The organism is Miniphocaeibacter sp., from assembly GCF_049276255.1.
In the GTDB taxonomy this organism is placed as follows: domain Bacteria; phylum Bacillota; class Clostridia; order Tissierellales; family Peptoniphilaceae; genus Miniphocaeibacter.
The window spans coordinates 23374-35751 of record NZ_JBASWB010000003.1; the positions used below are offsets into that span (position 1 = coordinate 23374).

General features: G+C 26.8%; 14 protein-coding genes. All 14 read right to left on the minus strand.

Annotation, left to right across the window (positions count from 1 at the left end; all coding sequences use genetic code 11):
- Positions 1 to 7: 7 nt before the first annotated feature.
- The gene (gene rimP, locus WAO56_RS00430; protein WP_422144633.1) at positions 8 to 469 is read right to left on the minus strand and encodes a ribosome maturation factor RimP; all 462 of its coding nucleotides are present in this window, start codon (positions 467 to 469) and stop codon (positions 8 to 10) included.
- Positions 470 to 576: 107 nt separating this feature from the next.
- The gene (locus WAO56_RS00435; protein ID WP_422144634.1) at positions 577 to 969 is read right to left on the minus strand and encodes a hypothetical protein; all 393 of its coding nucleotides are present in this window, start codon (positions 967 to 969) and stop codon (positions 577 to 579) included.
- A gap of 8 nt (positions 970 to 977) precedes the next feature.
- Positions 978 to 1973, minus strand: coding sequence for a flotillin-like protein FloA (floA, locus tag WAO56_RS00440; protein WP_422144635.1), 996 nt, complete (start codon positions 1971 to 1973; stop codon positions 978 to 980).
- Entirely contained in the window at positions 1966 to 2808 is an 843-nt protein-coding gene (locus WAO56_RS00445) for an NfeD family protein (RefSeq protein ID WP_422144636.1), read from the minus strand. The genes floA and WAO56_RS00445 overlap by 8 nt, the downstream gene beginning before the upstream one ends.
- Positions 2809 to 2891: 83 nt before the next feature.
- Positions 2892 to 3074 (minus strand): 30S ribosomal protein S21, encoded by a 183-nt coding sequence (gene rpsU, locus WAO56_RS00450; protein ID WP_243660677.1) that lies wholly within the window; start codon positions 3072 to 3074, stop codon positions 2892 to 2894.
- Positions 3075 to 3169: 95 nt separating this feature from the next.
- A complete protein-coding gene (locus tag WAO56_RS00455; protein WP_422144637.1) occupies positions 3170 to 3511 on the minus strand; it encodes a histidine triad nucleotide-binding protein in 342 nt (113 codons plus the stop codon).
- A 15-nt stretch (positions 3512 to 3526) separates the two neighbouring features.
- Positions 3527 to 4825 carry a tRNA (N(6)-L-threonylcarbamoyladenosine(37)-C(2))-methylthiotransferase MtaB gene (gene mtaB, locus WAO56_RS00460; protein WP_422144638.1) on the minus strand — a complete coding sequence of 433 codons (1299 nt, stop codon included), beginning with the start codon at positions 4823 to 4825 and terminating at the stop codon, positions 3527 to 3529.
- Positions 4826 to 4828: 3 nt separating this feature from the next.
- The gene (locus WAO56_RS00465; protein WP_422144639.1) at positions 4829 to 5557 is read right to left on the minus strand and encodes an RsmE family RNA methyltransferase; all 729 of its coding nucleotides are present in this window, start codon (positions 5555 to 5557) and stop codon (positions 4829 to 4831) included.
- A complete protein-coding gene (gene prmA / locus WAO56_RS00470; protein ID WP_422144640.1) occupies positions 5550 to 6485 on the minus strand; it encodes a 50S ribosomal protein L11 methyltransferase in 936 nt (311 codons plus the stop codon). The genes WAO56_RS00465 and prmA overlap by 8 nt, the downstream gene beginning before the upstream one ends.
- The gene (dnaJ, locus tag WAO56_RS00475; RefSeq protein WP_422144641.1) at positions 6472 to 7611 is read right to left on the minus strand and encodes a molecular chaperone DnaJ; all 1140 of its coding nucleotides are present in this window, start codon (positions 7609 to 7611) and stop codon (positions 6472 to 6474) included. The genes prmA and dnaJ overlap by 14 nt, the downstream gene beginning before the upstream one ends.
- 123 nt (positions 7612 to 7734) lie before the next feature.
- Positions 7735 to 9555 carry a molecular chaperone DnaK gene (gene dnaK, locus WAO56_RS00480; protein ID WP_422144642.1) on the minus strand — a complete coding sequence of 607 codons (1821 nt, stop codon included), beginning with the start codon at positions 9553 to 9555 and terminating at the stop codon, positions 7735 to 7737.
- A 17-nt stretch (positions 9556 to 9572) separates the two neighbouring features.
- Entirely contained in the window at positions 9573 to 10103 is a 531-nt protein-coding gene (locus WAO56_RS00485) for a nucleotide exchange factor GrpE (RefSeq protein WP_422144643.1), read from the minus strand.
- Positions 10104 to 10116: 13 nt separating this feature from the next.
- Positions 10117 to 11151, minus strand: a complete 1035-nt coding sequence (hrcA, locus tag WAO56_RS00490; RefSeq protein ID WP_422144644.1) for a heat-inducible transcriptional repressor HrcA — start codon at positions 11149 to 11151, stop codon at positions 10117 to 10119.
- 83 nt (positions 11152 to 11234) lie between these two features.
- Positions 11235 to 12371, minus strand: coding sequence for a radical SAM family heme chaperone HemW (gene hemW / locus WAO56_RS00495; protein WP_422144645.1), 1137 nt, complete (start codon positions 12369 to 12371; stop codon positions 11235 to 11237).
- Positions 12372 to 12378 lie beyond the last annotated feature (7 nt).

The following is a 12378-nucleotide window of genomic DNA, read 5'->3' on the forward strand; positions in this document are numbered from 1 at the left end:
TCTCCTATTAAAATATTGATAATCTAATTGTAGCTATTTTTTTTCTTTCATAATTACTAGTCTTATCTTTTCTTTCTAATGTAATAGATTCATCATTAAAATCTATTAATTTTCCTATAATTTCCTTTTCCCCATCTACAGGTGCATAAAATTTTACAATTACTAAGTTTCCAATATTTTTAGAATAATCTCTATTATTTTTAAAAGGTCTATCTATTCCTGGAGAAGACACTTCTAAATAGTATTGTTCATCAATTGGGTCTATTTCATCCAGTTTGTCACTGATGACTTTACTTGATTTTTCACAATCGTCTATATTTATGGTACCTTGATCTTTATCAATATAAACTCTAAGTACATTTCCTTTAGGTTCTTTTACATATTCAATATCATCTAAAATAAATCCTAAATTAGTTACTATAGGTTTAAATTCTTTCCAACATAGGTCTAATAAATCTTTTTTATTCATCATACCTCCTAATTAAATAAATAAATAAGAGTGGGAAAATCCCACTCCGAAATAAACAATATTTTTCTAACTAAATTATAGCAAAAATCCTCTAAAATATCAAGTTATTAATATTTTCTATTAAAAATTTCTGAATAAATAAAAGCTTTTTTTGGATTATTTTTAAAGTCTTTTTTTATATCATCTAATAATTCAACTTTAATATAGTCTTCTTTTAAAGTATCATCATTTTTTATTTTTTCAAGTTCTACATAGGAAGATAAACTATCTTTAATATTTTCCTTTATACTATCCTTAATATTTTCATCAATAGATAATTCTTTTTCTATATTTTTTGTTTTAATGCTGTTTTTCTTTTTCTTATTTTTTGTATAAATATGTTCCATATTTTTTACTGGTCTAGTTCTTTTAACCTGCTTTTTCTTTTCCTTATTAATTTTTTTATTTGAGCTATATATAGTAGAAGCTACAATTAAAATAATTAAAAATATAATATCCATACTATCACCTATTTTGAGGTGTCATTTTCGTTACTATTATCAATTCCGGATATTGATGAACGCATATTTGTATCCGCCTTAATGTTTTCCATTCTATAATAGTCCATTACACCAAGGTTACCACTTTCTAATGCATTCGAAATAGCAATAGGTACTTTTGTCTCTGCTTCAACAACTTTTGCACGCATTTTTCTAATTTCAGCTAACATTTCTTGCTCTAAAGCTACAGCCATAGCCCTTCTTTCTTCAGCTTTAGCCTGTGCTATTCTCTTATCTGCCTCAGCTTGGTCTGTTTGAAGTTTAGCACCTATATTTCTTCCTACATCTACGTCTGCAATATCAATTGATAATATTTCAAAAGCAGTACCGGAATCCAAACCTTTTGAAAGGACTGTTTGGGATATTGAATCAGGATTTTCTAAAACATCTGAATGACTTTGTGCTGAACCGACTGTAGTTACAATACCTTCGCCAACTCTAGCAATTATAGTTTCTTCTCCTGCTCCCCCAACTAATCTGTCAATATTAGCTCTAACAGTAACCTTTGCTTTAGCAATGACTTCTATTCCATTCATAGCTACTGCAGAAATCTGAGGAGTCTCAATTACTTTAGGGTTAACTGATACTTGAACAGCTTCTAAAACATTTCTACCTGCTAAATCTATAGCAGCCCCTCTATCAAAATCTAAGGGTATTTCAGCTCTTTGAGCAGCTATTAATGCATCAACTAATGTATTTACATTACCACCTGCTAAATAATGAGCTTCTAATTGGTTAGTACTTAAAATTAACCCTGCTTTTGTAGCTTTAATTAAAGGGTTTATAATTCTACTTGGCGCTACCCTCCTAAGTCTCATACCAATTAGAGTTGAAATTTTTACCTTTACTCCTGAAAAAAATGCTGTTATCCATAAACCTACAGGAACAAAAGTAAAAAATAAAATTAAAAATAGAAATACAAGTACTGCAATAATTATTATACCAAAACTACTAAAACTAATCATAATACCTCCTTACAAAAATTTTAAAACCTTCAATATTTATAATTTTAACTTTTTCATCTTTATCTATAAACTCACCTTCAGTTAAAACATCTATTTTTTTATCTTCTATTTCTACTGTACCAGAAGGTCTTAAAGGAGTTATAGTTTTTCCTACTTTTCCTAATAAATGTTTATTATCTGATGAAGTAGATGACTTAATTTCCTTGTCTAATACTATCTTATTAAATAATTTACTTCTATATCCCTTTTTTATTATAGCAATAAGTACTAAAAAACCTATTATCGAGGCAATACTAATAGATAGTAATCCGATGTATAAATTTGACATGGATAATATTACTCCTAAAACAATAAGAACTATACCGGCAATTCCCGGAATTCCAAATCCTGGTACTAGAATTTCTATTGCTATAAGAATACAACCTACTATAAAGATAATTAAATCTATTATGTCTGTATCACCATAGAGAAAATTTCCTGCAAAAAATAATACAATAGAAATTATAGATATTATTCCAGCTATTCCGTATGTAGGTAAAAATATTTCGATAATTATTGCTATTATTGAAATAATTAGTAATAATCCGCTAATAATTGGATTTGAAATATTCTCAAGTAAATTGTTGAAAAAATTATTATTAGAAGATTTAAATGTAAAGTGATTTAAATTTCTTGCAAAAATACTAGTATTTATTTCATTATTTGTATAATTATTTCCAGCAGATACTGTACACTGTTGATTTAAGTCATAATTATTATAATCTTTGGCAAAAGATTCTGTATTAATACAATATCCTAAAACTAAAACCATAATAATCAAAAAATACTTTTTCATATTAGCCTCCTTTAACATTTTATACCCAAAATATAAGGAGCAAATAAAAATGTCCAGTTTTTACTGGACATTAATTAACTATATTAACCTCTTTTAGCTTTCTTACGTCTTGCTGCTTCTGATTTCTTTTTCTTTTTAATACTTGGTTTTTCGTAATGCTCTCTTTTTCTATATTCAGATAAAACACCAGATCTAGCACATTGTCTTTTAAATCTTTTTAAAGCGCTATCTAATGATTCATTTTCACCAACTTTAATTTCTGCCATAGGTTATCCCTCCCCTCTTCTCTTGCAAGAGTGCTCTTAATGAGCAGAATAATACTATAATAGTATAACTCATATAGATGTTAATTGCAAGAATTTTAGCCTGGTGGCCATTGTAATTGTCTGCCTGCAAGAACATGATAATGAATATGGTCTACAGACTGACCTCCATCTTTTCCACAATTATTGACAATTCTATATCCTGAATTATCAAATCCTAGTTCTTTAGCTAATTTTGGAATAACCATCATAATATGAGCAATAATATCAATATTAGATTCATCGATATAATTTGCAGATATTATATGTTTTTTTGGAATAACTAAAAAATGAGTAGGTGCTTGAGGATTTAAATCGTTAAAAGCAATTATTTTTTCATCTTCATAAATAATATCGGAATTAATTTCCTTATTTGCAATTTTACAAAATATACAATCCATTAAATTCACCTCCTATTAATTAATTATACCAAAAACTCCCTCATCTTGTATATCGGTAATTTTAATTTTTGTGATTTTATTTATAAAATCTTTGTTATAATTTGTAGACACTCTAATATAATTAGTAGAATAACCATTCATTATTTTACTATCATTTTTTTCTTCAAAAAGAACCTCTACATCATCACCGATAAATTTGTTTAAAAACTGATTAGTAAGTTTTTTAGATTCATCAATTAAAAGTGAACTTCTGGCTTTTTTTATATTGCCGTCTATTTGATTTTCCATTTTTGCAGCTTTTGTTCCACTTCTTGGTGAATATTTGAATACATGAATTTTTGAAAATCCAACTGTATTAACAAATTCTAAGGTTTCTTGGAAATCTTCTTCTTCTTCATTTGGAAAACCAACAATTATATCTGTAGTTATACCAGCATTAGGAAAATATTTACGAATTAATTTAACTTTTTCCAGGTATTCCTTAGTGTCGTATTTTCTATTCATTAGTTTTAGAATTTTATCAGAGCCACTTTGTAAAGATAAATGAAAGTGATCACAAAATTTATTTGTATTTTTTACTCTGTATAAAAAGTCGTCAGTTATAATTCTTGGTTCTAAGGAACTTAATCGTATCCGCTTTATACTATTAATAGTTGCTATTTTTTCAATTACATCTACTAATGAAATATTGTTTTTAAAATCTAATCCATAAGAAGCAACATGTATACCAGTTAAAATAATTTCTTTAAAGTTGTTTTTAGATAATAATAAAGCCTCTTCGTATATTTCGTCTAAATTTCTAGAACGTATTGGTCCCCTAGCATAAGGAATAATACAATAAGAGCAAAATTGACTACAGCCTTCCTGTATTTTTATATAGGCTCTAGTCATATGATTTTGTTTTGTTATAGATAAAGATTCAAAGTCCTTATTGGTTTTAATATTTTCAACCTTATTTATTATTTTGTTAGTTTTCATGGCTTCTTCGCAGTATTCAACAATTTTTGCTCTATTGTTTGTGCCTAAAACTACATTTATTCCATCTATAGCTAAGACTTCCTCTGTACTAACTTGTGAGTAGCATCCTACAGCTGCAATAATTGCCTGGGGATTTTTACTTTTAGCCTTTGATATAAATTGTCTTGACTTTCTATCGCTTAAATTTGTAACTGTACAGGTATTAATTACATAAATATCGCAAATCTCATCATTGTTTGATACTTCATAACCCTTATTAGAAAATAGTTCCATCATTGCTTCGGTTTCATATTGGTTAACTTTGCATCCTAAAGTTAAAAAACTTACTTTTTTCATAAATCACCTATTAATATCTCCTATTTCGTATTGTAATATTGATAACATAGTTATAGGAGCAGTTTCTGTTCTTAATATTCTTTTTCCTAAAGATATTGTATTAAAACCTTTCTCTTCCAAAGAAGAAATTTCATCTTTATCAAAACCACCTTCAGGTCCTATTATAATTTTAATATTCTTTGTTTTAGAGTTTACTAGAATATCCTTCAATGTATAGTTATCTGAAGATTCATATGCGAGTAGCCCTAATTCATCTTTTTCTAAAGATATATCTAATAAATTTATTGGTTCAAATACTTTAGGAATATAATTTCTATGGGATTGGGAAGCAGCTTGTTTAGATATTTTATTAAACCTGACTAATTTTTTTTCGGTATTTTTATTATTTAATTTAACAATAACCCTATTAGTTATTAAAGGAGTAATACTTTTAACTCCTAATTCTACAGATTTTTGTATTATAAAATCAAATTTATCGGATTTAGTTAACCCTTGATAAAGATGAATATTTAAAATCTCTCCCTCAATCTCATTATAGTTTAAAATGTTAGTAATAATTCTGTTTTTTTCTAAATTCGACACTTCTACTATATATAGATTCTCATTAATAACAATTTCTAGTTTTTCATTTTTTTTAATACGTAATACATTTTTTAAATGATGAAAATCTTCACCATCAACTATTATATTATTATTAATAATATCTTCACTTGTTCTAAAAATTCTATGCATTATATTTAGCCAGGATACAAACCCATTCTCCTTTATTAGTAATATTTACTATTTCAAAATTATATTCTTGTAATTTTGATACTATTAAATTCGATTTTTCTTTAATAATACCTGAAGTAATTATTAAGCCATTGTCATTAATTACTTTTCCTACATTAGGTATTAAATCCAATATTACATTAGGAAGAATATTAGCAATGAAAATATCGTAGTTTTCACTAACTGTATTTAATAAATCACCTTCATAAACAGAAATTACACTATTGGTATGATTTAAAATAGAGTTTTCTTTAGTGGTTTTTACACTTATAGGATCTATATCTATTGCTGTGACTCTATTAGCTCCTAATTTTGCAGCAACTATTGATAATATACCAGATCCACATCCAATATCACAGACTTTCTTATTTTTCAAACCAATATTTTGTAATTCTTCAATGCATAAATAGGTACTTTCATGAGTTCCAGTACCAAATGCCATTCCAGGATCAATATTGATTATTACATTATTTTCTTTGGATTTGTATTCTTCCCAAGAAGGTTTAATAATTACTCTCTCACCAACTTTAAATGGTTTGTAGAATTTTTTCCACTCTTCAGACCAATCTTTATCCTTTATTTTATTATTTACATTAAATTCTATAGCCTTATCTAAATTTATTAAAGAGTTTTTCAAATCTAATATTTTCTTTTCATCAAATTCGCTTTCAGACAAATATAGTTTAATTGTTATTAATTCGTATTTAGGTATTAAATCATCTTGTAGTTCAACCCAATAGGGTTTTGTTTCTTTTATTTCATCCATAGTTCTATAATCAATTATTTCAAAAGTCGAGATATTATAGTCATATAATATAGAATATATAATATCTTCAAAATCTTTAGGAGTGTTAATTATAATCTCGGACCATCTATTAGTTTCCAACATCAAATTTATCCTTTATTTTATCAAAAATACTTTTTTTACCTTTGCTTTCTTTATAATCTTCATCAGTTATTTTAGAAAATTCCAACAGTAATTCTTTTTGTTTGTTGTTTAGTTTTGTAGGGGTTATTATTTGTACATCAAAATATAAATCACCATGTTCATTATTTTTTCTGTTTAGAATTTGTACCCCTTTATTTTTCAATCTGAATCTTGTGCCAGTTTGAGTCCCCGCAGGAATTTCAAACTCTTCAATTCCTTTTAATAAAGGTACATCTATTTTTGCACCTAAAGCTGCCTGAGTAAAGGTTATAGGCAATCTAAAGTAAATATCATATCCTGAACGTTGGAAGAAATCATGAGGTTGCACTTCTAAAATTAAATATAAATCTCCATTAGGTCCTCCATTTACTCCTGCATTACCTTCACTTCGTAGATTAATTACAGAATCATTATCTACACCGGCAGGTATTTTTACCTTTAAGGATTTACTTGTACGTATTTGACCTTTTCCCTTGCATTTATGACATTTTTTCTCTATAATTTCTCCACTGCCATGGCATTTATCACATGTAGCAGTTCTAACAAATGTTCCAAATGCCGATTGTTGAGTATATCTTACTTGACCACTTCCGTGGCATTTATCACAGATTTTTTTATCAGTTCCTTTTTCAGCTCCAGTACCATTACATTCATCACATGTTTCCATTCTTCTTACAGAAATTTCCTTTTCTACTCCAAAAACAGCTTCTTCAAAAGTTAATTGTACTTTTAATTGAATGTCTGAACCTTTTTGTGGTGCATTAGGATTTCTAGTTTTTCTAGAAAAACCTCCACCAAATATATCAAAAATATCTCCAAATAAATCTGAAAAATCCATAGTAAAGTCATTTGGTCCCATACCGCCATTTGTAAATGCTGCTTCACCATATAAATCATATTTGGATTTTTTTTCGTCATCACTTAAAACTTCATAAGCGAAATTAATTTCTTTAAATTTTTCTTGAGCTTCATCATCATTGGGATTTAAATCAGGATGATACTTTTTAGCTAATTTTCTATATGCTTTTTTTATATCTTCTTTTGATGAGTTTCTATCTACCTCTAAGATTTCATATAAATCTTTCATTAATACACCAACCTTAAAATATCTTTCTTAAATATTCTACTAAAAATATAGATTTGTTCAATACACTAATAAAGGCTCATGAAAACATGAGCCTTTATTTATATAACAATATTATCTATAATACTACTTATCCTCTTCATCATCAACTACTTCATAGTCAGCGTCAACAACATCATCTTCTGGATTTTGTTGAGCACCTTCTTGTGAACCTTGTTGACCATAAAGTTTTTCAGACATTTTGTAAAGTTCTTGAGTTAAATCCTCAGTTTTATTTTTAATTGTTTCAGCATCTTCACCAGTAATAACATCTCTTAGGTCTTTAATTTTACTATTTATATTTTCAACTTCGTCAGCTGAAATTTTATCACCTAAGTCTTTAATTGTTTTTTCTGTTTGATATATAACAGATTCGGCATTATTCTTGCTTTCAATTAATTCCTTTTTCTTTTTGTCTTCTTCTGCAAATTTTTCAGCATCATTAACTTTTTGTTGTATTTCTTCATCTGTAAGTTTAGTAGAAGAAGAAATTGTCATTTTTTGTTCTTTTCCAGAGCCTAAATCTTTTGCTGTTACATTTACTATTCCATTAGCATCTATATCGAAAGTAACTTCAATTTGAGGAACTCCTCTTGGAGCAGCTGGTATATCAGCTAAAGTAAATTTACCAAGTAAAGTATTATCTGCCGCCATTTCTCTTTCACCTTGTAGTACTACAATTTCTACATTTGTTTGACCATCAGCAGCTGTAGTAAATACTTGACTCTTTTTAGTTGGAATAGTTGTATTTCTTTCTATTAATTTAGTTGTAACTCCACCTAATGTTTCAATTCCTAATGACAATGGAGTAACGTCTAATAATAGTAAATCTTTAACTTCTCCACTTAAAACTCCACCTTGTATAGCAGCACCCATTGCAACACATTCGTCAGGGTTTATATCTTTTTGTGGATCTTTACCTATTAATTTTTTAACGGATTCTTGTACTGCAGGTATTCTAGTAGAACCACCTACTAATAAAACTGATTGAATATCACTTGCAGAAAGACCAGCATCCTTCAATGCTTCTTTAACAGGGATTGTAGTTTTTTCAACTAAAGCGGAAGTTAAATCTTCAAATTTAGATCTACTTAAATCCATATTTAAATGAGCAGGTACACCATTAATTGCTGTAATAAATGGTAAGTTAATATTTGAACTTAAAGTTGAAGATAATTCTTTTTTAGCTTTTTCAGCAGCGTCTTTTAATCTTTGTAAAGACGTTGGGTCGTGTCTTAAATCAATTCCATTTTCTTTTTTGAATTCATCTGCTAAATAGTCGATAATTATATTATCAAAATCATCTCCACCAAGCTTGTTATTACCTCTAGTAGCTAGTACTTCAAAAACACCATCTCCTACTTCTAGAATAGATACGTCAAAAGTACCTCCACCTAAATCGTATACCATTATTTTATGTTGGTCATGGTCTTTATCCATTCCGTAAGCTAAAGCTGCAGCAGTAGGCTCGTTAATAATTCTTTTTACATTTAGACCTGCAATTTTTCCAGCGTCTTTTGTAGCTTGTCTTTGGCTATCTGTAAAATAAGCTGGAACTGTTATTACTGCTTCAGTGATTGTTTCTCCTAAATAACTTTCTGCATCTGTTTTTAATTTTTGTAATATCATGGCAGAAATTTCTTCTGGTGTATAATTTTTTCCGTCAATATCAACTTTAAAATCAGTTCCCATATGTGTTTTAATAGAAGAAATTGTTCTATTTGGATTAGTAATGGCTTGTCTTTTAGCAGTTTCCCCAACTAATCTTTCACCGTCTTTTGTAAATGCTACTACTGAAGGAGTTGTTCTATTACCTTCTACGTTTGGAATTATTGTAGAAGTACCTCCCTCCATTACAGCTACTGCTGAATTTGTTGTTCCTAAGTCTATACCTATAATTTTTCCCATAATTATATCCTCCTAAATTATTCACTAACTTTGACCATACTAGGTCTTATAACTTTTCCGTTTAATTTATAACCTTTTTGTAGAGTGTCTATAATGTAACCGGACTCTACATCATCATTTTTTTCAACTAATATAGCTTGATGAACATTATGATCAAATAAAGTATCTTTTGATTCTATTTCTTCAAGCCCTTCTTTTTTTAATATTTCTTTAAAATTATCTAAGATAATTTTAATTCCATCAGAAAACTCATCTTCTTGTAGCTTGTTTTCATAAGCTCTTTCTAAATCATCAACAATTGGAAGTAATTTTAAAATTAAACCTTCATTTGCTAAAGATATAGATTGTGATTTTTCATTTTCTATTCTTCTTTTAAAGTTTATAAAATCTGCTTGTAAAATTGTTAATGAATTTTTAAGACTTTCATTCTCTTCAATTAATTCATTTTCATTGTTTTCAACTTCTTCTGATACCTCATCATTATTAATTAAATTTTCTTTATTTTCATCAGAATCAAAAGTTTCGTTATTTTTCTTGTTTTTAGCCACTTTATCACCTCTTTTAATCTATCATATTAACTATTTTCCAAGATATATTATAAAGGGTCACTATTGTGTTCTTATAATCCATCCTTAAGGGTCCAATAACACCTATTTTACCTATATAGTAATTGTTTAAATATAAATTGGTTAGTATGAGACTATTTTCATTTAAAATAGGTATTCCTATTTCTGAGCCAATATACACTTCAACATGTTCTTCTATATTTTTATCCAGAAGCTTAACTAAGTTTTCTTTTTTATCTATAAACTGGAAAAAATCTTTAACTTTTTCTAAGTTGTTATATTCTGGTAAATTAAAAATATTTGATAGACCATATATCTTTGTTTTTATATTTCCAAAATTTGTAAATTCTAATTTTAAAATTCTAAAAATATTTTGTAGTAAATCAAAATAATTATTTAATTTATTTATGATATCTAAAAAATCATTTTCAAAATCTTCAATAGTTAAACTATTTTTAATTAAATGATTTAATAAAAAGTTTACTTTTTTTAAATCTTCATTTGAAATATTATTTCGTAGATTAAAAATTGAACTATTGACTTCACCATTTTTTAAAACCATCAATAAAATATAATCATATTTACTAATTTTTAAAACTTCAACATGATATATTCCTATATTATATGGTCTTTCTAAAGAAGTTATTACAACATTATTAGTCATAGAAGATAATATTTCAGCAGCTGATTTAACAAGTTGCTCAACATCTATATTTAAATCACTTCGTTTTACTTTTAGTGCAGTATTTGAAGAATTAGCAAATTGATTTCTAAAATTCGTTAAAGCTTCTTCCACATATAGCTTGTATCCCATTTCTGAAGGAACTCTTCCAGAAGAAGCATGAGACTTTTTTAGTAACTCTAAATCTTCTAAATCACTCATTTCATTTCTAATAGTAGCTGCACTTACGCCTAGATTTGAATTTTTAGATATTGTTCTTGAACCAACAGGTTCAGGATTCAATAAGTATTCTTCTATAATATAATATAGTATATTTTTTTTTCTAATATCTAAGTCTTTATAGTTCATTTAACTCAGCCCTATTCTTTATTAGCACTACATGTTGCTGAGTGCTAATATTATAATAGTATTAATATTTAGATTTGTCAATACTAAATATTAATATCTATAAAAAATTTATTGGAAATATTAAATCCTTCTTCAGTAAAAGACAATCTGTCATTATGAAGGATTAATAGATTTTGTTTAATATATTCATTAATTATCTTTTCATTTTTCTCAAAAATATCATAATTGTATTCTGATTTTAATTCTTTTAGGCTTAGACCTGTAACGAGTCGCATATTCATAATTATTTTTTCAAATATTTTATTATTATAAGTTAAGTATTCTTTTGCTTGAATAGGAAGAACATCTTTATTAATTTTATTTTTATATTCTTTATATCTATATTCATTTGTATATCTATAATTATGAATATAACTTGAAGCTCCAATTCCAAGACCTAAGTATTCATTTACAAGCCAATACTTTAAATTATGTTTCGATTCAAAACCAGTTACAGCAAAATTTGAAATTTCGTATTGATTTAAATTCATACTATTTAATGAAGATATAATATTTTTATAAAATTTTCTATTTTCATCATCTGTTGGAAGTAATAGTTTTTTCTCCTTATATAATTTATTAAATCTGGTATTTTCTTCTATTATTAAATCATAATAAGAAATATGTTTAGGGGAAATTTCTTTTATAATTTGCAAATCATTTTTTATATTAGATAATTTTTGTTTTGGAAGCCCCATTATTAAATCTAAACTTAAATTTTTAAATCCCACTTCTTTTATTATTTCTATGTCATTAATAATTGTTTCAGAACTATGATTTCTTCCTAATATCTTTAAAATATTATCGTTAAAAGTTTGAACTCCTAAGGAAATTCTATTAATTCCATAATTAATATAATCATTTAATTTATACTTATCTAATGTATCAGGATTAGTTTCAATGGTAAATTCTATATTTTCTTCAATAAAAAAATATTTTTTTAATAATAATATTAAATCAATAATATATTTTGAATCTACAAAAGAAGGAGTTCCACCACCAAAATAAATACTGTCTATTGTATAATTTTTAAACTTATCTTTGTACATATAAACTTCCTTTTCCAATAGAGAAAAATACTCGCCTATTCTTTTTTCTTGATAAGGCATTGTAATAAAATCACAATAATAACATTTTTCTTTACAAAATGGAATATGAACATATATACCTAATTTTTTCATTTAACCT

Excerpts from the sequence above, each read along its gene's own strand:
- rimP (WP_422144633.1), bottom strand. The coding sequence starts at position 469 with ATGAATAAAAAAGATTTATTAGACCTATGTTGGAAAGAATTTAAACCT.
- WAO56_RS00435 (WP_422144634.1), bottom strand. The coding sequence starts at position 969 with ATGGATATTATATTTTTAATTATTTTAATTGTAGCTTCTACTATATAT.
- floA (WP_422144635.1), bottom strand. The coding sequence starts at position 1,973 with ATGATTAGTTTTAGTAGTTTTGGTATAATAATTATTGCAGTACTTGTA.
- WAO56_RS00445 (WP_422144636.1), bottom strand. The coding sequence starts at position 2,808 with ATGAAAAAGTATTTTTTGATTATTATGGTTTTAGTTTTAGGATATTGT.
- rpsU (WP_243660677.1), bottom strand. The coding sequence starts at position 3,074 with ATGGCAGAAATTAAAGTTGGTGAAAATGAATCATTAGATAGCGCTTTA.
- WAO56_RS00455 (WP_422144637.1), bottom strand. The coding sequence starts at position 3,511 with ATGGATTGTATATTTTGTAAAATTGCAAATAAGGAAATTAATTCCGAT.
- mtaB (WP_422144638.1), bottom strand. The coding sequence starts at position 4,825 with ATGAAAAAAGTAAGTTTTTTAACTTTAGGATGCAAAGTTAACCAATAT.
- WAO56_RS00465 (WP_422144639.1), bottom strand. The coding sequence starts at position 5,557 with ATGCATAGAATTTTTAGAACAAGTGAAGATATTATTAATAATAATATA.
- prmA (WP_422144640.1), bottom strand. The coding sequence starts at position 6,485 with ATGTTGGAAACTAATAGATGGTCCGAGATTATAATTAACACTCCTAAA.
- dnaJ (WP_422144641.1), bottom strand. The coding sequence starts at position 7,611 with ATGAAAGATTTATATGAAATCTTAGAGGTAGATAGAAACTCATCAAAA.
- dnaK (WP_422144642.1), bottom strand. The coding sequence starts at position 9,555 with ATGGGAAAAATTATAGGTATAGACTTAGGAACAACAAATTCAGCAGTA.
- hrcA (WP_422144644.1), bottom strand. The coding sequence starts at position 11,151 with ATGAACTATAAAGACTTAGATATTAGAAAAAAAAATATACTATATTAT.
- hemW (WP_422144645.1), bottom strand. The coding sequence starts at position 12,371 with ATGAAAAAATTAGGTATATATGTTCATATTCCATTTTGTAAAGAAAAA.